Source organism: Pseudochelatococcus lubricantis (genome assembly GCF_042432495.1).
Classification (GTDB): domain Bacteria; phylum Pseudomonadota; class Alphaproteobacteria; order Rhizobiales; family Beijerinckiaceae; genus Pseudochelatococcus; species Pseudochelatococcus lubricantis.
On the sequence record NZ_JBHLXC010000012.1, the window covers coordinates 242,907 to 264,174 of the forward strand.

21 protein-coding genes are annotated in these 21,268 nt (G+C 64.8%); 5 read left to right on the forward strand and 16 right to left on the reverse strand.

From position 1 onward, the window contains the following. Nucleotides 1–37: 37 nt before the first annotated feature. From ACFFJ7_RS16690 to ACFFJ7_RS16700, 3 genes are read right to left on the reverse strand one after another with little or no spacing between them, the layout of a single operon-like run. Nucleotides 38–811, reverse strand: a complete 774-nt coding sequence (locus ACFFJ7_RS16690; protein WP_377593849.1) for an SDR family NAD(P)-dependent oxidoreductase — start codon at nucleotides 809–811, stop codon at nucleotides 38–40. A 27-nt stretch (nucleotides 812–838) separates the two neighbouring features. Further along, nucleotides 839–1,594: an SDR family NAD(P)-dependent oxidoreductase gene (locus ACFFJ7_RS16695; RefSeq protein WP_377593852.1), complete on the reverse strand. Its 756-nt coding sequence runs from the start codon at nucleotides 1,592–1,594 to the stop codon at nucleotides 839–841. A gap of 43 nt (nucleotides 1,595–1,637) precedes the next feature. Continuing rightward, nucleotides 1,638–2,393 (reverse strand): SDR family NAD(P)-dependent oxidoreductase, encoded by a 756-nt coding sequence (locus ACFFJ7_RS16700; protein WP_377593855.1) that lies wholly within the window; start codon nucleotides 2,391–2,393, stop codon nucleotides 1,638–1,640. A 342-nt stretch (nucleotides 2,394–2,735) separates the two neighbouring features. On the opposite strand from ACFFJ7_RS16700, the gene ACFFJ7_RS16705 reads away from it, so the two are divergent. The 5 genes from ACFFJ7_RS16705 to ACFFJ7_RS16725 all read left to right on the forward strand — a co-directional run bounded on the left by ACFFJ7_RS16705 (nucleotide 2,736) and on the right by ACFFJ7_RS16725 (nucleotide 7,874). Then, nucleotides 2,736–3,554 carry an IclR family transcriptional regulator gene (locus ACFFJ7_RS16705; RefSeq protein ID WP_377593858.1) on the forward strand — a complete coding sequence of 273 codons (819 nt, stop codon included), beginning with the start codon at nucleotides 2,736–2,738 and terminating at the stop codon, nucleotides 3,552–3,554. Between the two features lie 231 nt (nucleotides 3,555–3,785). Beyond that, a complete protein-coding gene (locus ACFFJ7_RS16710) occupies nucleotides 3,786–5,129 on the forward strand; it encodes an LLM class flavin-dependent oxidoreductase (RefSeq protein WP_166954041.1) in 1,344 nt (447 codons plus the stop codon). 25 nt (nucleotides 5,130–5,154) lie between these two features. Continuing rightward, nucleotides 5,155–6,000 carry an ABC transporter permease gene (locus tag ACFFJ7_RS16715; RefSeq protein ID WP_377593861.1) on the forward strand — a complete coding sequence of 282 codons (846 nt, stop codon included), beginning with the start codon at nucleotides 5,155–5,157 and terminating at the stop codon, nucleotides 5,998–6,000. A gap of 36 nt (nucleotides 6,001–6,036) precedes the next feature. Then, entirely contained in the window at nucleotides 6,037–7,059 is a 1,023-nt protein-coding gene (locus ACFFJ7_RS16720) for an ABC transporter substrate-binding protein (RefSeq protein ID WP_377593864.1), read from the forward strand. Between the two features lie 8 nt (nucleotides 7,060–7,067). Beyond that, entirely contained in the window at nucleotides 7,068–7,874 is an 807-nt protein-coding gene (locus ACFFJ7_RS16725) for an ABC transporter ATP-binding protein (protein ID WP_377593866.1), read from the forward strand. 112 nt (nucleotides 7,875–7,986) lie between these two features. On the opposite strand, the gene ACFFJ7_RS16730 is transcribed toward ACFFJ7_RS16725, so the two are convergent. The 13 genes from ACFFJ7_RS16730 to ACFFJ7_RS16790 form a co-directional block, all read right to left on the reverse strand. After that, nucleotides 7,987–8,805, reverse strand: a complete 819-nt coding sequence (locus tag ACFFJ7_RS16730) for an NAD-dependent epimerase/dehydratase family protein (protein ID WP_166954049.1) — start codon at nucleotides 8,803–8,805, stop codon at nucleotides 7,987–7,989. Nucleotides 8,806–8,811: 6 nt separating this feature from the next. Then, nucleotides 8,812–10,014, reverse strand: coding sequence for a pyridoxal phosphate-dependent aminotransferase (locus ACFFJ7_RS16735; protein WP_377593869.1), 1,203 nt, complete (start codon nucleotides 10,012–10,014; stop codon nucleotides 8,812–8,814). Then, nucleotides 10,011–11,630: a hydantoinase B/oxoprolinase family protein gene (locus ACFFJ7_RS16740; RefSeq protein ID WP_377593870.1), complete on the reverse strand. Its 1,620-nt coding sequence runs from the start codon at nucleotides 11,628–11,630 to the stop codon at nucleotides 10,011–10,013. The genes ACFFJ7_RS16735 and ACFFJ7_RS16740 overlap by 4 nt, the downstream gene beginning before the upstream one ends. Then, nucleotides 11,627–13,723: a hydantoinase/oxoprolinase family protein gene (locus tag ACFFJ7_RS16745; protein WP_377593871.1), complete on the reverse strand. Its 2,097-nt coding sequence runs from the start codon at nucleotides 13,721–13,723 to the stop codon at nucleotides 11,627–11,629. The genes ACFFJ7_RS16740 and ACFFJ7_RS16745 overlap by 4 nt, the downstream gene beginning before the upstream one ends. Nucleotides 13,724–13,733: 10 nt before the next feature. After that, nucleotides 13,734–13,934, reverse strand: a complete 201-nt coding sequence (locus tag ACFFJ7_RS16750; protein WP_377593872.1) for a hypothetical protein — start codon at nucleotides 13,932–13,934, stop codon at nucleotides 13,734–13,736. Further along, entirely contained in the window at nucleotides 13,931–14,149 is a 219-nt protein-coding gene (locus tag ACFFJ7_RS16755) for a thiamine pyrophosphate-binding protein (RefSeq protein WP_377593873.1), read from the reverse strand. The genes ACFFJ7_RS16750 and ACFFJ7_RS16755 overlap by 4 nt, the downstream gene beginning before the upstream one ends. 105 nt (nucleotides 14,150–14,254) lie before the next feature. Continuing rightward, nucleotides 14,255–15,010 (reverse strand): amino acid ABC transporter ATP-binding protein, encoded by a 756-nt coding sequence (locus tag ACFFJ7_RS16760; protein ID WP_377593875.1) that lies wholly within the window; start codon nucleotides 15,008–15,010, stop codon nucleotides 14,255–14,257. Between the two features lie 120 nt (nucleotides 15,011–15,130). Beyond that, nucleotides 15,131–16,204 (reverse strand): amino acid ABC transporter permease, encoded by a 1,074-nt coding sequence (locus ACFFJ7_RS16765; RefSeq protein ID WP_166954059.1) that lies wholly within the window; start codon nucleotides 16,202–16,204, stop codon nucleotides 15,131–15,133. A 3-nt stretch (nucleotides 16,205–16,207) separates the two neighbouring features. Beyond that, nucleotides 16,208–17,371: an amino acid ABC transporter permease gene (locus tag ACFFJ7_RS16770; protein ID WP_377593877.1), complete on the reverse strand. Its 1,164-nt coding sequence runs from the start codon at nucleotides 17,369–17,371 to the stop codon at nucleotides 16,208–16,210. Between the two features lie 57 nt (nucleotides 17,372–17,428). Beyond that, complete coding sequence (locus ACFFJ7_RS16775; protein ID WP_166954063.1) at nucleotides 17,429–18,463, reverse strand: amino acid ABC transporter substrate-binding protein; 1,035 nt, start codon at nucleotides 18,461–18,463, stop codon at nucleotides 17,429–17,431. Nucleotides 18,464–18,588: 125 nt separating this feature from the next. After that, complete coding sequence (locus ACFFJ7_RS16780) at nucleotides 18,589–19,497, reverse strand: LysR substrate-binding domain-containing protein (RefSeq protein ID WP_377593878.1); 909 nt, start codon at nucleotides 19,495–19,497, stop codon at nucleotides 18,589–18,591. An 83-nt stretch (nucleotides 19,498–19,580) separates the two neighbouring features. Next, entirely contained in the window at nucleotides 19,581–20,330 is a 750-nt protein-coding gene (locus ACFFJ7_RS16785) for an SDR family NAD(P)-dependent oxidoreductase (protein ID WP_343042587.1), read from the reverse strand. 10 nt (nucleotides 20,331–20,340) lie between these two features. Further along, nucleotides 20,341–21,054, reverse strand: coding sequence for an SDR family oxidoreductase (locus ACFFJ7_RS16790; protein ID WP_377593879.1), 714 nt, complete (start codon nucleotides 21,052–21,054; stop codon nucleotides 20,341–20,343). Between the last annotated feature and the right edge of the window lie 214 nt (nucleotides 21,055–21,268).

The window sequence follows — 21,268 nt, forward strand, 5'->3', positions numbered from 1 at the left end:
TCCCCGTATTGTGCCTTTGTCGTTGGCTTGCTGCCGTTCATCCCGCGGTCCATCCGCCGTCCACCATCAGCGACGACCCGGTCATCAGCGCGGATGCGTCCGAAGCGAGGAAGACCGCGGCGCCCATCAGGTCCTCGACCCGGCCGAGACGGCCGAGCCTGATGCGCGACAGGACGAAGTCGCGGAATGCGGGATCGGAAAGGGCCGGGCGCGTCATCTCGGTTTCGATGAAGGTCGGGCACAGGCTGTTGACGCGGATTCCGCGCGGTGCGAGTTCGACCGCGAGCGATTTGGTCATCCCTTCGACGGCGAACTTGGAAATCGTGTAGGCGGACCGTCCGGCGGCGGCGACATGCCCGGCCTGCGACGAGACGTTGACGATCGCGCCGGCCCGGCCGGCCGAAATCATGCGGCGCGCGGCCGCCTGCGCCACGAAATAGGCGGCACGCACGTTCAGGCCCATCACTGTATCGAACTCCTCCTCCGTCGCATCGACGAAGGGGCGCGGCCGGTTCGTGCCGGCGTTGTTCACAAGGATGTCGCACGGCGGCTCGGCGGCGTCCATCGCCTCACGCACGGCATTGCCGTCGCGCACATCCACCGCGCGGCCTTGCGCCGCGCCGCCGTGGGCGCGGATCGTCGCGGCGGCGTCCTCGATCTCATCGGGCGAGCGTGCCCAGAGCGTGACGCGGGCACCCGCCTGGGCGAGCGCGGCGGCAAGCGCGAAGCCGATGCCGCGCCCGCCGCCGGTCACGATCGCATGGCGGCCGTCGAGGCGAAAGCTCGGCGTGATCGGCACCTGGGGCTGCATTGTCCTGTCCCTCCGGATATAGGGCTGTCAGTGAATGTGGATGCCGCCGTTCACGTCGATTTCGCTGCCGGTCATGTAGGCGGACAGATCGGAGCCGAGGAACAGACACACGCCAGCCACGTCCTCGGGCCGGCCGAAACGGCCGAGCGGAATGCTCTCGACGATCTGCCGCCGCCGCGCCTCATCGAAGGCCCGGGAATTCATGTCGGTGATGATGACGCCGGGATTGACCGCGTTGACGCGAATGCCCTGTGGGCCGAGTTCGCGCGCCATGCCCTTGACGAGACCCAGCACGCCGCCTTTCGAGGCCGCGTAGTGGGAACCGCCGACGAAGCCGCCGCCGCGCTGCGCGGCAACGGAGGCGATGCACACGATCGACCCCGCCCCCCGGGCGGCCATTGCCGGGATGACCGCCTGCGACATATGCAGGGCACCGCGCAGGTTGACGTCCATCAGCAGATCGTAGTCCGCGCGCGCGATGTCCATGACCTTGCGCGACTGGGTGATGCCGGCGTTGTTGACGAGAACGTCGATCCGCCCCCAGGCATCCAGCACTTCCTCCGCCAGGGCCTCGCAGGCGGCGCGGTCGGTGACGTCGCAGGTGTATCCCCGCACTTCATCGCCGATGTCCCGCGCGCGGCGCGGCGCACTGCCTTCCGCCACATCCGTTATCGCGACCCGTGCGCCCGCCGCCGCGAATGCCTTCGCGGTTGCCAGGCCGATGCCGGCGGGCGAACCCGCGCCCGTGACAATGACGACCTTGTCCCGCATGAGATGCTGCATGCCGATCTCCCGTTTCTCTCCCGGTTGGTGTTGCCGGTTTCCGTCACGAGATCGTCAGGCCGCTGTCAACCCTTATAATATGGCCGGTCGTGCGCGCCGCCTCGTCGGAAGCGAGAAACAGCGCCGCCTGGGCGACATCGCGCGGCTCGGCGAGGCCGAGCAGGTGCTGCTCGGCGAATTTTTGCGTGGTGGCGTTGGCGGCAAGCTGCTCCATCACCCGGGGCGTGCGTGTCACGCAGGGGGCGACGGCGTTCACGCGCACCTTGTAGGGCGCATACTCCACCGCCATCGAGCGCGTCAGCGCCGTCACGCCACCCTTGGCGGCGGTGTAGGCGTCCTTGCCGCCCCAGCCGATCAGGGCCACCACGGAAGAGGCGTTGATGACGGAGCCGCCCCCGGCCTTGATGAGTTCCGGAATGCCGTAGCGGCAAACCAGCCAGGTTCCCAGCAGATCGAGCCTGATGGCGCGCCAGAATTCGTCGAGAGGCACTTCGGTTACCGGGCCGTCGTGCATCGTGGAGCCGCCGGCGTTGTTGTAGAGGATGTCCAGCGCGCCGAACGTCTCGACTGCCTGCCGCACGCCGCTTTCGACGCTCTCGGGCTCGGTCACGTCCATGGCAACGAAGCAGGCGCGGCCGCCCGCAGCTTCGATGAGGCGAACAGTCTCTCCGCCGGCCGTCCCGTCCAGCTCCGCCACCACGACGCTCGCACCCTCGGCAGCAAACAGAATAGCGGCCTCGCGCCCTATTCCGGCACCGGCTCCGGTGATGAGGGCGATCTTGCCCGCCAGACGCGCCATAACAACCTCCCCTGCGAACGCGCAACCATTATCGGATAATTATCAGTTGTCGCATATAATGAGATTTATAACAATTTCTGGACCACGTCAAACTGTTGTATGCATGATCGGGGAGGAAAAGGAGCGGCGCGGTCGCTGCGGGATTCGGCCGGCGGGGGATATCCGGAAGGGGCCGCAATGCGGTGCGGACCCGGTATGCCCGGACCTGATATGTATGGACCTTATATGCCTGGACCTGGCGGCGGACTTCAGGGCCGCGCAATGTGATAGGAAGCTACGTCACGATAACCATGTCGGCTCGGATGGAGGATTATGAGACCAGCAAATGATACGGAAACCCGCATGACGAGCCTGGACAAGATGCTGGGCATTCTGGACCTGTTCGACGACGACAAGGTCGGTGTGCAGCTTGAGGATGTCATGCAGCTCACGCGCCTCTCGCGGGCGACGGCCTACCGCTATCTGCAGTCTCTCTCGAAGGCCGGCGTCCTCGCGCCGGCGACCGGCAACACCTACGTGCTGGGGCCGCGGGTGATCGAGCTGGACAGGCTGATGCGGCTGACCGATCCCCTCCTGACCAACGCCAGCCCGGTCATGCACGAGGTGGCGGGCGCGCTTCGGATCAACTTCATGCTGTGCAGCTATTATGGAAACAAGGTGATGTGCGCCGACCTCGCCTGGCCGGACGAAAGTCTCACCCGGTTCTATGAGCGCGGCCGCCCCATGCCGATGTTCCGCGGCGCGATGGCAAAGGTGATCCTGTCCAATCTCACGCCCTACCAGCTGCGCAGCATCATGCTCTGGCACGCCGACGAGATCCGCGCCGCCGGCCTTGGATCGAACTGGGACGAGTTCCGCACGACGATGTCGCGCATGCGCAAGGAGGGATGCGTCGTCACCCACGGCGAGGTCATACCCGATCTCGTCGGCATCGGCGCGCCGATCTTCGATCCCGACAAACGGGTGCTCGGCAGTCTGGTGATGATCCTGCGGGAGGAGACTTTCGCGCACTCCGGCGAGGAACTGATGCGCCGGCACGTGATCGACGCGGCCGCACGCATCGATGCGAAACTTGCCAGCGTCGCCGAGAAAACCGGCATGCCGGCCCTGCCCGCAAGGCCGCGGCGTGGCAACGTTCTCCGAAACGGCGGAGCGGCATGAGCCCCGCCGGCCGCCGTAGCCGGAACTCCCGATAATTCATTGGATATCAATCCGTTATCAAAAGCTCACACTTTGCCCTTCAAAATTTCATAAAATATATAGAATTAGTTGACATAAAAGCGACCGCTTGTAACACTCGCGATGACGTTCGGGTGCGCAGCCGTGCCAGCCCGACGAATCCGGGTTCCTCCGTCCGGATGTCCATTTCCTGCGGTGTTACAAGGAGTTGAAATGTCGCGCAAAATCAGGCTTGGAGCCTTTCTCCCGGGTGGCGGCCAGCATATCGCTTCCTGGCGTCATCCCGACCAGCCGGCCGACGGGGCGGTGAGTTTCGACTTCCATCGCCAACTCGCCCAGATTGCCGAGCGCGGCCTGTTCGATGCCTACTTTCTGGCCGACGGCCTTTCCGTCGCCATCGGCGGCAAGGAGGGCGGCAATGCCAAGGCGGCCGGCTTCGAGCCGCTGACGCTGTTTTCGGCGCTGGCGCCGCTTACCACCCATCTCGGCTTCATCGCCACCGCCACCACGACCTATGAGGAGCCCTTCACCACCGCCCGCAAGTTCGCCTCGCTGGACCTGATCTCCGGCGGCCGGGCAGGCTGGAACGTGGTGACCACGGTAGGCGACGACACCGCCCGCAACTTCAACCTCGACCACCAGCTTCCCCATGCCGATCGCTACGATCGGGCGCGCGAATACGTGGAGGTAGTGACCGCCCTGTGGGATAGCTGGGAGGATGACGCCTTCATCCGCGACAAGGCGTCCGGCCGCTTCCTCGACAGGGACAAGGTCCACGCCATCGACCATCGCGGCCGGCATTTCCGCGTGCAGGGGCCGCTGAACATCTCGCGCTCGCCGCAGGGACAACCGGTGATCGTGCAGGCGGGTTCGTCCGAGGCGGGCCGCCAGCTTGCGGCGGAAACGGCGGAGGTGATCTTCACCGCCCACCAGACGCTCGACTCCGCGCAGGAATTCTATCGCGACATCAAGCGCCGCGCCAGGGCCGCGGGCCGCAATCCGGACCATGTGCTCATCATGCCCGGCTTCGCCCCCTTCGTCGGGCGGACAGAGGAAGAGGCGCGCGAGAAATACCGCGCCCTCACCGATCTGATCGTTCCGGAAGACGGCGTGGCGCTGCTCAACTCCCTCACCGGCGGCACGCTCGACCTTTCCGGCTATCCGCTGGACGGCCCCCTGCCCCCGGCGACAGAGACCGAGGGCAACAAGAGCCGGCAGGTACTCATCCGCCAGATCGCCGATGAGAACAACTTCACCATCCGCGAGCTTTATTCGTGGATCGCGACGGCGCGCGGCCATTACACCTTCGTGGGCTCGGCCCTCCAGACCGCCGACAAGCTGCAGGAGTGGTTCGAGAACGAAGCCGCCGACGGCTTCAACGTCCTGCCGCCCTATCTGCCCACCGCGCTTGAGGATTTCATCGATCTGGTGGTGCCGGAGCTGCAGCGGCGCAACCTGTTCCGCACCGCCTACGAGGGGCGGACGCTGCGCGAGAATCTTGGCCTGCCCAAGCCGGAAAACCGCTGGAGCCGCCCCGCCGTGCAGGCGGCGGAGTGAGCATCTCACACAGAAGGAGAACGACATGAGCGTTCAGGACGTGAACAGCACCGTCGTCGCCCTCAACGGTGAGGAAGAAGCCGGCGGCCAAAAGCCGCTGCAGTCCTTGCTGGAGGGGGCCGGACGTTTCCTTTCCCGCTACGGACTGCTCATCGGTTTCCTGCTGCTGTGGCATGTGGCCAGCATCCAGCGCTGGGTGAACCCCTCCGTCTTCCCGCCTCTGGATGACATTGCCGCCGCCTTCTGGCGCGGCATGACGCAAGGCTCGCTGCTGGCGGACCTGGGCATCAGCCTGCAGCGATCGGGCATCGCCTTCGTGGCTGCCGTGGCGGTGGCCGTTCCGCTCGGCCTTTTCATGGGACAGATCCGGGCGGTGGAGCGGGCGCTGGACCCCATTCTCCAGCTCTTCCGCCAGACGTCGGCGCTGGCCCTCTACCCGGTTTTCATCCTGCTGCTGGGGCTCGGGGAGTTGTCGAAGGTGTTCGTCATCTTCTGGGCCACGATATTCCCGCTCCTGCTGTCCACCATCGGCGGCGTGAAGGAGGTGGACCCCAAGCTGGTGGAGATGGCACGGGTTTACGGCGCCTCGCGCCTGCAGGTGTTCCGCCGGGTCGTGCTGCCCGGGGCGCTGCCCTCCATATTCGTGGGCCTGCGCCTGTCGGCGACGATGGCGTTGCTGATGCTGATCGCCTCCGAGATGATCGGCGCGAACCAGGGCCTCGGCTTCCAGGTGATGAACGCCCAGTTCAACTTCCAGATCCCGTTGATGTTCTCGGCCATCTTCCTGCTCGCGGCGCTGGGGCTCGCGGCCAACTACACCATCGTTCTCCTGCAGCGGCGCCTGTGCCGGTGGAGCAACGCCCCCGTCTGACGCACTTTTCCCGTTCTCTACCAGAAAGGCACGACCATGACCTTTTCCTTCCGCAAGCTTGGCGCGGCCGCGCTTCTCGCCGCCGGCCTCGCAGCATCCGGCATCGCGCCCGCCTTCGCCGGTACCTCCGCTTCCCCGGCCGATGCGTCCGACCCCTACACCTTCCGCTTTCTCCCCAACCGCGGCAGCGTCAGCCCGCACGAGTTGGCGGAGGTGCTGGGCTACTATGAGCCCTATGGCATCAAGCTGGAGAACAAGGGGTTCGCCGGTGGCGGGCCGGAGACGCTGTTCGCCCTTGCCGGCGGCAGCATCGATCTCGGCTCCGCCGCCACCTCGGCGGTCTTGAACTCCATCGCCGGCGGTAATGACTTCCTCATCGCCTATCCGTCCAATGGCATCAAGAAGGGCGTGGAAAGCGTCTTCTACGTGCTGGAGGACAGCCCGATCAAGACCATCGAGGACCTGAAGGGCAAGACCATCTCGGTCAACACACTCGGCGCGCACCTCGACTACACCATCCGCGAAGCCTTCCACCAGAAGGGGCTGCCGCCGAAATCCGCCAAGCTGGTGGTGGTGCCGGGCCCGCAGCTCGAACAGACGCTGCGCGCGAAGCAGGTGGACGTCGCCGGCATCGGCTATTGGCAGACCACCTTCGGCGGCCAGCTCGAAGCCAATGGCGGTGTGCGGCCGATCTTCACCGATACCGATGTGCTGGGCGAACTCGCCGGCGGTTTCGTGGTGTTCCGCCGCGATTTCGCCGAGGCGCACCCGCAGGCCGCCCGCTACTTCGTCGAGGGCGCGGCCCGCGCGGCGGACTGGGCGCGCGAGAACCCGGAGGAGGCGCGCAAGGTGGTCGGCAAGCTTCTCGACTCGCGCGGCGAGGATGGCGGGCTGGCGAAATTCTGGCTCGGCTTCGGTCTCCAGCCCGGCGCACCGATCACCGATCGCGACGTGGGCTTCTGGGTGGAGGCTCTCTCGCGCGAAGGAACCCTGCCCGCCGGCAAGATCAACGTGTCCGGGATTATCTTCCGGCCCGCTTCCGCCAAGGCGGGGAACTGAGGTCCGCCATGACAGCCGCCGCGCTTTCCGCCAACGGCTCTTCCCCCGCTTCCACGCGGGGGGAGGTCTCGATCCGGGATCTCTCCAAGTCCTTCCGCATTGCCGGCCGCGATTTCCCGGTGATACGCAACCTGAATGTCGCGATCGGCGCCGGGGAGAGCCTGGTCATCGTCGGTGCCAGCGGCTCCGGCAAGACGACGCTGCTGCGCATCCTCGCGGGGCTGGAAACGGCCGACGCCGGCGATGTGCAGGTCAGCGGCCGTCAGGTCAGCGGCGTCGGCGCGGAGCGTGCGATGATCTTCCAGGAGCCGCGCCTGCTTCCCTGGGTGAACGTGCTCGGCAACGTGGCCTTCGGGCTGGAGCTGCGGCAGGGGGCGCGCAAGGTGCCGCGCAGGGAGGCCGAGGCGCAGGCGCGGCACTACCTTTCTCTCGTGGGGCTCACCGATTTCGCCGATGCCTTCCCGCGCCAGCTCTCCGGGGGCATGGCGCAACGGGTGGGCATTGCCCGCGCACTGGCGGTGCAGCCGGAGATCCTGCTGCTGGACGAACCCTTCGGGGCACTCGACGCCATGACCAGAATCACCATGCAGAACGAACTGACCCGCATCTGGCACGAGGAACAGGTGACCATGGTGCTGGTGACGCACGATCTGGAAGAGGCGGTTTATCTGGCCGACCGGGTGCTCGTTCTGCCGAAGGAGAAGCATCGCGCACCCCGGCTGCTCGACATTGATCTGCCCCGTCCGCGTGACCGCAGTTCCCCGGCGTTCACGCGCTATCGCGAGGCGCTGCTGCAGGAGTTCGGCCTGCATTGACGGCCGTCAATGCAGCGGGTCTGCATAAACGAACTTCGGCATCCTCCCGCCGAAGCCCCCGTGCGGGGCCGTCCTCAGCCGGCCCGGGGGATGGCGTGGTGCGCCGGTGGTGTCAGGGATTCGGCTTTTCATCGTCCGGATGCCCCAGCTCGCAGAACCAGCCCCCCAGATATTTCACCGCCGCCGCCTTCGGATCGGGCAAGGGCGTCCTTGCCTCGACTGCTGCCCGGAACGGTTCCGAGCTGTCCCGCGGAATGTAGCCCAGGTGGCTGGCGCCGCCGTTGTCCACGGTCTTCACCTTGTTGTCCGACAGGCCGAACGAGATGGTGTGGCCGACGCGCGGCGCGGTCAGCGACGCCTCGACCAGCCGGATGCAATCGGCGAAGGACAGGTAGGACCAGAGCATGCGCCGGTCGGCCGGTTCGGGGAAGGACGAGAAGATACGCAGACAAACGGATTCGATGCCGAACTTGTCCCAGTAAAGGCGGCTCAGGCTCTCGACGAAGTTCTTCGACACTCCGTACAGGCTGTCGGGCCGCACGGGCGCATCGACGCCGATGTGGGCCTCGATCTCGTGATAGCCGATGGCATGCACCGAGGATGCATAGACGACACGTCGCGCGCCATGTTTCCGCGCACCTTCGTAGACATGATAAGAGCCGCGGATATTGGCGTCGAGAATGGTCTGCCAGGGCGATTCCAGCGATGCGCCGCCGAAATGGACGATCGCATCGCAATCGCGGGTCGCCTCGATAGTGGCCTCCATGTCGGCGAGATCGAAAACAGCCTGTTCCTCGTTGGATGCAAGATCGTCGAAGGCGTTTCGCGCGCCCAGCCTGATCTTGCCGGCGAGCGGCGCCAGACCCTTGCGCAGTTCCGTGCCCAGCCGGCCGGCGGCGCCCGTGAGAAGAATGCGTTCGTAACGTGCCATAACGATTTACTCCAGTTCTTCCACGGCGGACCCGATACGCGCCACTGCCTCGGTCAGAATATCGTCGGCGGTGGCGGTCGAGATGCGGAAATAGGGCGACAGGCCGTATGCCACGCCCGGCACCGACGAAACCCTGCCCCTGTGCAGCAGGTAGTTCGACACCGCGGCGTCGTCTTCCAGCGCCGTGCCGTCCGGTGTCCGGCGTCCGATCAGGCCGGCGCAGCCGATGTAGGCATAAAAGGCACCTTCCGGTGCTGCGAGCGTCAGGCCATCAATGCCGGCGATGCCGTCGACCACGAGGTTCCTGCGCCGTTCGAATGCGTCGCGGAATCGCGCCACACCGTCCTGCGGCCCGTTGAGGGCCGCGACGGTTGCGGCCTGCGCGATGGAACAGACCGAGGTGACGGACTGGCTCTGGATCGTCGACATGGCCTTGAGTAGCGGAGCCGGGCCCGCCGCATAGCCGACGCGCCAACCCGTCATGGCGTAGGACTTGGCGACGCCGTTGACGATCAGGCTGCGTTCCCTCAGACCGGGACACGCCTGGCCGAAGGAAACGAAGGTGCGTCCGTCGAAGATGATGTGCTCATAGATTTCGTCGGAGAGCACGAGCACCTGCGGGTGCCGCGCAAGGACCGCGCCGAGCGCCTTCAGGGCCTCCTCCGCGTAGGTCGCGCCGCTGGGGTTACCCGGCGTGTTGAGGAACAACCATTTGGTGCGCGGCGTTATCGCGGCTTCGAGCCGCTCCGCGGTGAGACGGAAGCCATCGGCCTCCGGGCACTCCACCACCACGGGCGAACCGCCGAGAAGCTTCACCATTTCCGGGTAGGAAACGAAATAGGGCGCCGGCACGATCACCTCGTCGCCCGGCTCCAGCGTGGCCATCAGGGCGTTGAAGATGATCTGCTTGGCGCCGTTGGCGACGACGATGTCATCCGCGCTGTAATCCAGCCCGTTCTCGCGACGAAACTTTGCCGCCACGGCCTCCCGTACAGCCAGTGTGCCGGCGGCGGCCGTATAGAGCGTCTCACCCGCTCTGGCAGCCGCGAAGGCCGCTTCGATGATATGGGGCGGAGTCGGAAAATCCGGCTCGCCGAGGCCGAGGTCGATGACATCGATGCCCTTGGCGCGCAAGGCTCTGGCTGCCTGCGAGGCAACCATCGAGGCTGACGGCTTCACGACCGACAGCCGGGATGAAATATAGCTCATGTGGAACTCCCCGAAACGTATCCTCTGGTCAGGTCGAGCTGGCGTGCCTCGCCGCTGCGGCGCTCGGGCGGGCCGTAGCCGCCGCCGCCGGGCAGTTCGAGCACGAGCCGGCGGCCGGCCGGCACGTGCTGCCAGCCTTTTGGTCGCATCGGCGTGCCGTCATCAAGCCGCGCGACGCCTGCACGGCCATCCACTCCCCCTGCCCGCCCCCGTGCCGGATGGCGGACGCGGTCGAACATCGCCGAGAAATCGAACTCGTGGCCCGCGAGCGCCTCGATCTCGATGATCTGGCCAAGACCGCCGCGAAACTCTCCGTCGCCACCGGAATCAGGCCGCAGCTCCTTGCGCCAGATGACGATCGGACCCGTGTTCTCGGTCGCCTCGATCGGCATGGTGTGAACGCCGGACGGGAAGGCCGTGGCCGAAAGACCGTCGAGACCGGGGCGCGCGCCCATGCCGCCGGAATTGAACATCAGCACCTCGGCGCGACGCCCTTCCGCGCCGGCAACAGGCCGCACGGACAGGTGGATGTTCCACAGCGCGCCCGCTCCTTCGGCGAGGATCCGGCCAGGAAGCGCCGTGGCCAGCGCGCCGAGGATCAGGTCCGGCACCAGGTGCCCGATGACGTGACGCAAGGACACCGGCGCCGGACGCGCGGCGTTGAGGATGTTGGTCGGCGACGATACCGTGAACAGGGCCAGCGAGGCCGCATTGTTGGGGATGTCGGGTGCAACGACGCATTTGAGCGCATAGCAGGCGTAAGCCTTGCTGTAGATGATCGGGACGTTGATGCCCCATCGGCTCATCGCATCGGTGCCGGAAAAGTCGACATGCAGGCCGCCCTCGCCGACTGACACGGTCGCGGCAAGTTTCACCGGTTCGTCATAGCCGTCGGTCGTCAGTTCGTTAGACCAGCTTCCCTTGGGCAGGCTGGCGATCCGCTCCAGCATCGCCTCGCGGGTGCGCGAGAAGATGAACGTGCCGAGATCGTCGAGGGAAGACAGGCCTGCCTCGCGCATCATGCCGGTCAGCCGGCGGCGGCCGACGTCGTTGCATGCCGCAAGCGAATAGAAGTCGCCAACCACCTGGTTCGGCTCGCGCACATTCACCCGCAGCAGATGCACGAGATCGCGATTGACCACGCCCTTCTCGGCGAATTTCATGATCGGGATCTGGATGCCCTCCTCGTAGACGGACTTGCCGTCCGCGCCGAAACCGCGCCCCCCGACGTCGACCACATGCGCCGTGCAGGCGAAGAAGGCGACGAGCTTGCCGTCGAGGAACGACGGCGACACCATGGTGATGTCGTGCAGATGTCCCGTGCCGAGCCAGGGGTCGTTGGTGACGTAGGTGTCGCCCTCGAACATGTCGTCGCGCGGGATCGCGGCCATGAAATGCGCGACCGCCTCCGCCATGGTGTTGACGTGGCCGGGCGTGCCGGTCACCGCCTGCGCCAGCATCTCGCCCTTCGGGTTGAAGACGCCGGCCGAGAGGTCGCCGGATTCACGCACCGAGGTCGAGAACGCGGTGCGCAGCAGGGTCAGCGCCTGTTCCTCGACGACGGAAACCAGGCGGTTCCACATCACCTGCATGCGGATGTTGCCGATGTCGCTCATGCCACGATCTCCTTGCGGACGAGCAGGATGGAGCCGTCGTTTTGCAACACGGCGTCGAACAGGGTGGTGACGACCGTGGAGGTCTCGCGCTCCACGATCACCGCCGGGCCGGGCACGCGGTCGCCGGGCCGCAGATCGGCGCGCTCGATGATGAGCGAGCCTCGCATCGAGGCCGTCGCCGGATCGAATACGTCGCGCACGGCGGCGGACGAAACAGTGCGGCTGCCGCGCGTGATTTCGTGGTGCACGGGCACCTCCTGCTCGTCCTGCGCCTTCACCGACCAGGTGACGATCTCGATCTCCAGCCCGTCGAGGCCATCGATCGCGCGGCCGAAAAAGTGGGTATAATGGGAGCGAAATTCGTCCATCAGCCATGCCGCGTCGCGGGCGTTGAAGGGACGGTCGGGCAAGGGAACGGGAATCTCCCAGCCCTGCCCCGCATAGCGCATGAAGGCGGTGATATCGCGCGCGATCCTCCGATCCGTGCCGGCGCGCACGAAACCTTCCGCCGTCGTCTTCAGGCTGTCGAGCAGCGTGTTGACCTCGCCGGCGTCGAAGCGCGACAGTCGCACAAGCCGCGAGGCAAGCGCCTCATAGCCGAACGGCGCCTTGAGGAAGCCGATGGCCGAGCCGACACCCGCACCCCGCGGCACCAGACAGCGATCGATGTCGAGTTTCTCGCACAGTCTCGCCGCATGCAGCGGAGCCGCGCCGCCGAAGGCAATCATGACGTTGTCGGAGATGTTCTTGCCGTTTTCCACCGCGTGAACGCGCGCGGCATTGGCCATGTTCTCGTCCACCACCTCGCAGATGCCGAAGGCGGCCGAAAGTGCGCCGAGCGAAAGGCGGTCGCCGATATCGCGCGCGATGGCGGCCTCCGAAGCGCCGCGATCCAGCCTGATAGCGCCGCCGGCGAAGTTGTCGGGGTCGATCTTGCCGAGTACAAGATCGGCGTCGGTGATGGTCGGCCTTTCGCCGCCCCGGCCGTAGCAGGCCGGGCCCGGCTCCGAAGCCGCGCTTTCGGGCCCGGTCTGGATGCGGCCCATGGCGTCGATCCAGGCGATGGAGCCGCCGCCCGCGCCGATCTCGATCATCTCGATGACGGGGATCGAGATCGGCATGCCCGATCCTTTGCAGAACCGGTATGTGCGCGCGACCTCGAAGGTGCGGGCCGTGCGGGGCGTGAAATCCTCGATGAGGCAGATCTTCGCGGTGGTGCCGCCCATGTCGTAGGAAACAACGGACGAAATGCCGAAACGGCGGGCGATGTTCGCGGCGAAGATAGCGCCGCCGGCCGGGCCGGATTCGACCAGCCGCACCGGAAACCGCGATGCCGTCTCGACCGAGATCAGGCCGCCGCCCGAGTGGATCATGAACACCGGCCCGGTCACGCCCATCTGTTTCAGCCGCTCCTGCAGGCGCAGAAGGTATTCACCGATCTGCGGGCGCACGTAGGCATTGGCGCAGACCGTGTTGAACCGCTCGAACTCGCGCATCTGCGGCGAGACCTCTGCACTGATCGAGATCGGAATGTCGAGCTTGCGCGCAAGAATTTCCCTTGCCCGCTGCTCATGCGCGGGATTGGCGTAGGCATGGATGAAACCGATGGCGACGGCGCCGAAGCCCTCGGCTGAAATCCTGTCGGCGATCTCCTCCAGCGCCGCCTCGTCCAGCGGCCGAAGCTCCTGCCCGTCGGCGCCGATACGGCCGGCGACCGTGTAGCGGTGTTCCCGCGGGATCAGCGGCGGCGGCAGGCGCAGGTTGATGTCGTACTGCTCGAAGCGGTTTTCCGTCCGCATTTCGATGACGTCGCGAAATCCTTCAGTGGTGATGAAGGCCGTCTTCGCGCCGCGCCGCTCGATCAGCGCGTTGGTGGCGAGCGTTGTCCCGTGAATGACGAGATCGAGATCGCCGAATGCGACGCCTGCCTGTTTCACCACCTCCTCGATGCCGTCGAGGATCGCCTGTTCGGGCGCGGCGTAGCTGGTCAGCACCTTGGTCGAATAAATCGTGCCACGGACGTCGAGCGCGATATCCGTGAACGTTCCTCCTATGTCCGCTCCGAGGCGGATATCGTTTGCCCTTCTTGTCATTCCTTGGCCTTCAGCGAAGCGAGCGCGGCGGCGCGCATCTGGGAAAGGGTCTGGCGCGGCGTGAGCGCCTCCGGGGAGATATCGAATTGCCGAGACGGACGCCGACGGCGAGGACCGCGTCGGCGAAGATCGGCGAATGGTTGTCGAACCGATCCTGAAGGGCCTTGCGGCCCTTCAGGCCGGTGCCAGCCGGCCCGATGAACAGGATCATGACGCGCTGTCCCGCATGGCGGCGCGGATGGCGCGGCCTTCGTTATGGCAAAGGACGTGATCGCGTTCCCCGGCGCGATCGTACGGCGCATCGATAATAGCGAGATAGCTCCCGCCGGGGACACCGAAGCTTTTCGTTGCTCCGAGCGCCGGAAGACATTCAACGACAAGCTGACCGCCATTCCGCATCATGTATCTCTTGCTTTCAGCCGGCATCGCCGGAGTGATCGACCTGTCGAATGTGACGGTCAGCGCGCCAAAGGGAAATGAAGAAATCCGGCTTATTATAAAGTTATTCTTTCGGGAGACGGATCAACCGCATCAGTGCCTCAGAACCTGCGACAGAAACTTCTTCGTGCGTTCATTGGCCGGTGAGACGAAAAAGGTTTCGGGATGCCCCTCCTCGACGATCTCGCCCGCATCCATGAAGATGACGCGGTCGGCGACGCGGCGGGCGAAACCCATCTCGTGCGTGACGCAAATCATCGTCATGCCCTCGGAGGCGAGCGAGACCATGACGTCGAGCACCTCGTTGATCATTTCCGGGTCGAGCGCCGACGTCGGTTCATCGAACAGCAGGATTTCCGGCTGCATGCACAGGGAACGGGCGATCGCGACGCGCTGCTGCTGGCCGCCGGAAAGCTGGCCGGGATACTTCGAAGCCTGTTCGGGAATACGTACCTTCTCCAGATAACGCATGGCGGTGGCTTCGGCCTGCGCGCGCGGAATCTTGCGCACCAGCATCGGCGCCAGCACGCAGTTTTCGAGCACCGTCATGTGTGGAAAAAGATTGAAATGCTGAAACACCATGCCGACGTCACGGCGGATCTCGTCGATGCGGGCGACGTCGTCGTTCAACTCGATGCCGAGCACGACGATACGACCCTCGTCATGCTCCTCAAGCCGGTTGATGCAGCGGATCATCGTAGACTTGCCGGAGCCGGAGGGGCCGCACACAACCACTTTCTCGCCCTTGCGCACAGTCAGGTTGATGTTGCGCAGGGCCCTGAACGATCCGTAGTTCTTGCTCATTGCATCGATCTGGACAGCCGGCGTTTCCGGTAACGTCTGGGTCATGGTGATTTCCTGGAGCCTCTATAGCATCTCGACATTTCATTGAAGCGCCGAAATGCTATAAGTTTTTGATATTACGCGCTTTTTTCACGAAAACCGGTATCCACTTTGCTTGAAAACGCTTTAGCGTGTGCCGATTGCCATGTGCCGCTCCAGGAAGGCGCCGTAGCGGGACAGGCTGTAGACGAAGATGAAGTAGACGAGGGCGATGAAGGCGTAGACCTCCACATAGGCGAAGGTCCATTCGCCGGTGCCGTAGGCCGCGTTGCCGGAAGCCAGTATCTCGAAGAAGCCGACGACGATGACCAGCGACGTTTCCTTGAAGGAGATCACGAACTGGTTGATCGTCGCCGGCAGCGCATTGCGCATTGCCTGCGGCAGGAGAATGCGGCTTATGCGGTGCCAATAGCCGATGCCGAGCGCCATGGACGCCTCCTCCTGCCCGCGCGCCACGCCCTGAAGACCGCCGCGCACGATTTCGGCCTGATAGGCCGCGAAGAACAGCGCCGCTCCCCAGATCACCCGGTAAAGCTTGTCGCCCTGAAGCCAGCTCGGCAGCATGAACGGCACCACGACCGCAAAGGCGAACAGGATCGAGATCAGCGGCAGCGAGCGGATGGAATCGATGATGAGACCTGTCACACGCGAAATCCAGGGCAACCGGGACCGGCGCAGGAGCGCCAGGCAGATCGCCAGCGGAAAGCCGATGACGCAGGTGGAAACGAAGATGAACAGCGTCAGCGCGAGGCCGCCCCACGCCTCCTCGCCGACATAGCGCAGGCCGAAGACGCCACCCTTCATGAGGCCGTAGAACAGGCCCACGCCCAGTATCCAGATCGCGGCAATCCTCTTGCCGGTCCAGCAAGCCGGCAGGCAGCTCAGCACGATCATCACGACGACGATGACGCAGGAGAGCGCCGACCGCCACTGCTCTTCATAGGGATAGAGGCCGAACATGATGATGCGCCAGCGATTGGCGATCACCGACCAGCACGCGCCCTCGGCCGCCTTGCAGGCGGCGGGTCCGCCCTCACCCGTGAACACCGCCGACAGGACCGCCCAGTCGAACGCCTTCCAGGCGAGCGTGCCGAGCAGCAGCAGCGAGGCGAGCGACAGGGCGGCCTGCAACGGCGTGCGGAAGAAGCGCTTGCGCAAACTCGAAAGCCGATAGCCGGCAGCAGGGTGAAGAGCCGTCATCCGTTAGCTCCGCAACTGGTTGCCCTTGAGGGCGATGGCCTTGTTGACGCGATTGAATATCGCGGCCAGAGACAGATTGATGAGAAGGAAGCCAGCCATCAGAATGCCGATGGCTTCGAGCGTCTGGCCGGACTGGTTGATGGTGATGGCCACGATCATGAAGAAATCCGAGAAACCGATGGCGATACCCAGTGTCGTTGCCTTGATGAGCCAGATGTACTGATTGGCCAGGATCGGCAGCATGGCGCGCAACGCCAGCGGCAGGCGAATGCGGCTGAATGCCTGCCACGGCGTCAGGCCAAGGGATGCGGCCGCCTCGACCTGCCCCCGCCCGACAGCCTTGAAGCCACCGCGCACGATCTCGCCGATATAGGCGCCGCCATAGAGTGTGATCGCAATCACGAGAGCGGAAAACTCGGGCGAGATGCGCGTGCCGCCGCGCAAATTCAGCCCCTGCAGTTGCGGCACGCTCAGAAATGGCTCCCCCGGAACACGACCCGCGACGACAATCAGCGAGGCGAGCGCCAGAAGGCCGACAGACGCAACCAGGCACAGACCGCGCCTCTGCTCGGGCGGGCGGGGGATCCTGCGGGTCCGGGCAAGCCAGAACGGCAGCAGAACAGCCGCGACAAGGCAAACGGCGGATGCCAGCAGATAGATTCCGTCCACGTTGAACACAGGCACGTAGAGGCCGCGGCTGCTGAGTTTCATGCCCCACAGGTCATGGGCGTTACGCGGCGCCGGCAGATGCGTCACGAACGCATGCCAGAAGAAAACCTGCAAGATCAGCGGAATGTTTCTGAAGAAATCGACATAGATCCGCCCCAGAAGCTGAAGCATCTCGTTCGACGACGTCCGCGCCAGCCCGACCGCCGCGCCGACCAGCGTGGCCGACATCAACCCGGCCGTGCCCAGAAAAAGCGTGTTGGCAATTCCGACGACGAAAAACCACCAGTACGGATCATTCGGAGCTGCAGACAGGATAGAGAAGTTGCCTTCCCAGCCGGTCGACTTCCACAGGAAGCCGAAGCCGGAGGTGATGCGCTGCTGCGCCAGAGTCTGCTGCGCGTTCAACCAGCCGCCGATGACGATGCAGGCTATCGCCCCGACGAAGAATACTTGCAGAATCGCATTTCGGACTTTCTGGTTGCGCAGCAGGGCGAACATGAAGGCTTCTCCGGGTGTGGAAGCGGCTCCGCCCGGAGCCGGGCGGAGCCGGTCCGATCAGTCGATCAGGTAGGGGTAGAGAACGCCGCCGGCGTTCCACAGCGCCGTCAATTCGCGTTCCATCCTGTAGGGCGAGCCCGCGCCGAGATTGCGGTCGAATATCTCGGCGTAGTTGCCCACCTTCCTGATAACGTTGTAGGCCCAGTCATCGCCCAAGCCGAGGCCCGTGCCGATGCCCGGTGTCACCCCCAGGAACTTGCCGATTTCGGGGCTTGGCGGGTTGGCGCGGATTTCGTCGACATTCTTCGAGGTGATGCCCTCCTGTTCGGCGAACCAGAGGGCGGAAAGCGTCCAGTTGGCGATATCGACCCAGTTGTCGTCACCCTGCCGCAACACGATGACCTCCGGCTCCACCGCCAGAACATCGGGGAGAATGTCGTGTTCCTCGACCTTTCCCTTCGCGGTGCGTGCGATGGCCAGCACCGGCCCCCACTGCGTGTAGAGGTCGCAACGGCCGGAGAAATAGGCCTGCTCCAGTTCCTCCGTCTTCTCGATCAGAACCGGTTCGAGCTTGATGCCGAGCTTGGCGGTGTAGGATGCGATCTGCTGCTGCTGGGTCGTGCCTGCGGGAATGCAGATCGTTCCGCCGTCGGCCTCCTTGAGCGACTTGATGCCCAGTTCCTTGTGCGCCATGATCTTGGTGGTGCCGAGATAATACGACAGCGAGAACTGGAGGCCGAGTTCGGCATCGCGGCTCAGTGTCGCGCCAGACGCCTTGATGACGAGATCGACCTCGCCAGACTGTAGTGCCGGCCAGCGCTGCGCCCAGCTGATCGGGATGACGGTCACCTTCGACGGATCGCCCAGCACCGCGGTCGCCACGGCGCGGCACAGGTCGATGTCGAGGCCCCTCCAGTTGCCCTTGTCGTCGACCTCGGCGAAACCGAGATACGAGCCGTCGTGCCCTGTGCACAGGAGCGTGCCGCGTCCCTTGACGGTTTCAAGCGTCTTTCCGCCGGCTGCCTGGGCGGCGGGCGTGAACTGGCCCATGGCAAGTACAAGCGCCATGGCTCCCAATTTCAGTGTTTTCATCGTCCTCTCCATTATTGTGATCTCCTCTGGTAAAACTCGTCATCGGATCGGTGATCGGAGCCGAGCCCGAACACAGTCCGGAAGCTGGCAGCAATGCCGCGTCGATCTCCGGAATCACGGAGTTTTCACAACACGCTCCACTCCTGCTGGACCAGCCAGCGGTGAAGCGCGGCAACGCCCTTCACCCTCAGATGCCCGCGCGGAAGCACGAGATAGAAGCCCGGAACCTCGTCGGCGTTCATGCCGGCCAGCACATCGCGCCCGAGCGGCGCGACCAACGCGCCGGAGCGCAAGTCCTCCTCCGCGTCGGCGGAGGAGAGGAGACCGATCCCGATGCCTTGCAAAGTGGCACGCCGCATCGAGGCGGCAGTGTCGAAGCTGACGCTTCGGTCCCCGTCCGATTGCTCGATGCCGAGGAAACGCAGAATATCCGGCCACAGACGCAGGGACTTGACCGTATCGAGCAGCGTGAACTTGATAAGGTCGGCAGCCCCGGAAATCTCCGCTCCGATCTGCGGCGTACAACAGATGAGCTTTGGGTCAGGAACAAGCAGTTTGCACTCGTATTCCGCCCAATCGCCATACCCCCATTGCACCGCCATATCGATGTCGTCGCGGCCGAAGTCCGGTATGTCGATCATCGTGGTCAGACGCAGGTCGGCGCCGGGCAGAATCTCGCGGAAAGAGGACAGACGCGGCAGGAGATAGCGAGTTGCAAAATAAGGACTGGCGTTGAGGTTTATGCGGTTGCGATAGGCGGCCTTCGTGACCCGCCGCACCCCTTCCGCGAACTCGCTGAAGCCTGCCTCCACATAGTGAGACAGGAGGATGGCCGACTCCGTCAGCTCGATCGAACGGCCTCTGCGCTCGAACAGGGTTACCTGAAGCGTATCCTCAAGCAGCTTGATCTGCTGCCCTACCGCCTGCGGCGTCACCAGCAACTCGTCGGCGGCCTGACGCAGGCTCCGGTGGCGGGCGACCGCATGGAAGACCCGCAGGGCGTTGAGCGGGGGAAGGCGTGGCTTGCCGCTCATCGTCATTCCCTCCTTCTGTTCAGGCCGTCGCCGCTGGATGCATGGCCATCCGGGTTGCCCGACCGGAACGGGACCGGATGCGGTCAGGCATAGATGTATCCGCCGGAGACGATGACGTTCTCGCCGGTCATGTACGTATTCTTCGGACCACCGGTCATCAGCACCCATTCGGCGATCTCCGCCGGCTGCGCACCGCGGCCGAGCGGGCTGGCCTTGGCCAGTTCCTCCAGGAAGCCAAGGGCGCGGGCACGCTCGGTCGCCATGCCCGCCGGCGCTACGGAGTTGACCAGAATGCCATCCCTGGCGACATGATGCGCGAAGGAGCGCGTGAGGCTGACGACGGCGGCCTTGGTCGCGGCGTAATGGGCGTTCTGCGGGTGGGCCTTGAACGCATCAACCGAAGTCAGGTTAACGATGCGGCCGCGGACATGATCCTTCGGCTCCTGTGCCGCCATGTGCCGGACCGCGGCGACCATCATGTGATATGTGCCCTTGATGTTGATGCCGTTGGAGGCGTCCCACTCGGCGTCGGTGATTTCCATGACCGGCCGGCGGGGATAGATCGCCGCACAGTTGATGAGCGTATCGACGCGCCCGATATCGGCGGTGATGGCCGCGAACGCTTCATGGCACTGGGGCCCGATCTGAATGTCCGCGCTCGCGGCCGCAGCCGGCAGGCCTTTTGCGCGCGCGGTTTCCAGCGCGGCCTCCGCGGCGTCGCGGTTGATATCGATGATGCCGAGCGCAGTGGCGCCCGCCTCCACGGCCATGCGGGCGAGCAGCGCGCCGAGACCCGAACCGCCGCCGACGATTACAACTGAAAGTCCGTTCACGTTCATATCCTCACTTGGTGCCGCTGGGGGAAGTCGGACGGGTTGGCACGATGTCGAAACGGGATACATCCGCCCACGCGGGCAGGCTCAGGACCGCAAGAACCATGTGCGCGATATCATCGGGTTGTACCGCCTTGGTCGCGGCATACATCGCCTCGCGCGCCCTGGCGTCGAGGATGTCCTTGTAAAGCGCGGTCTCCACGCGCCCGGGAACGATCTCCGTCACCCGCACGCCATGGGGAGACATGTCGGCGCGCAGCGCGGCGGCGAAGCCGGAGATGCCGGCCTTGGTGGCGGAATAAACCGCGATGTTGGGAAAAGCGGTATGAGCCGCAGCCGAACCGGTGAACAGGATATGGCCGCTGCCGCGATCGCGCATCTGCGGCACGACGAGGCGGGTCAGCAGGATGACCGCGCTCAGGTTTACCTCCAGCGCGGCGTCGATATCCGCGACCTGCATGTCGGCGAAGTTGCCGAGCGGCGGCATCATGCCGGCGTTGTTGACGAGAACGTCGATGTCGAGGCCGTTCACGACGGTTTCGAGCGCCTCGCGGTCGGTAACATCGACGGCGATGGGCGTAATACCGCCCTGCGTGGCGCGCAGTTCTTCAAGGGCTTTCCGGCTTCGGCCGACGCCGTAGACCCCGTACCCGGCTTGAGCCATACCGATGGCGATCGCCCGGCCAATGCCGCTCGTCGCCCCTGTCACGAAGGCTGTTTTCACTTCTCGTTCCCCTTGTCATTTTTATATGCTCAGTTTGCTGGCTCACGCGGCGGCAAAAAATCAAGAAAATCGGTAAATAGGAAAGAATGACTTTCTTCTCCGGACGGGTTGCTCCCCGCACAAGAGCAACATCCATGCCACCGCATAGAGGCGTGCCCGCCGCCCCGCGCATGGAACCTTCTGCGGTATCGGCATTTTTGCCCGCGCCATGACG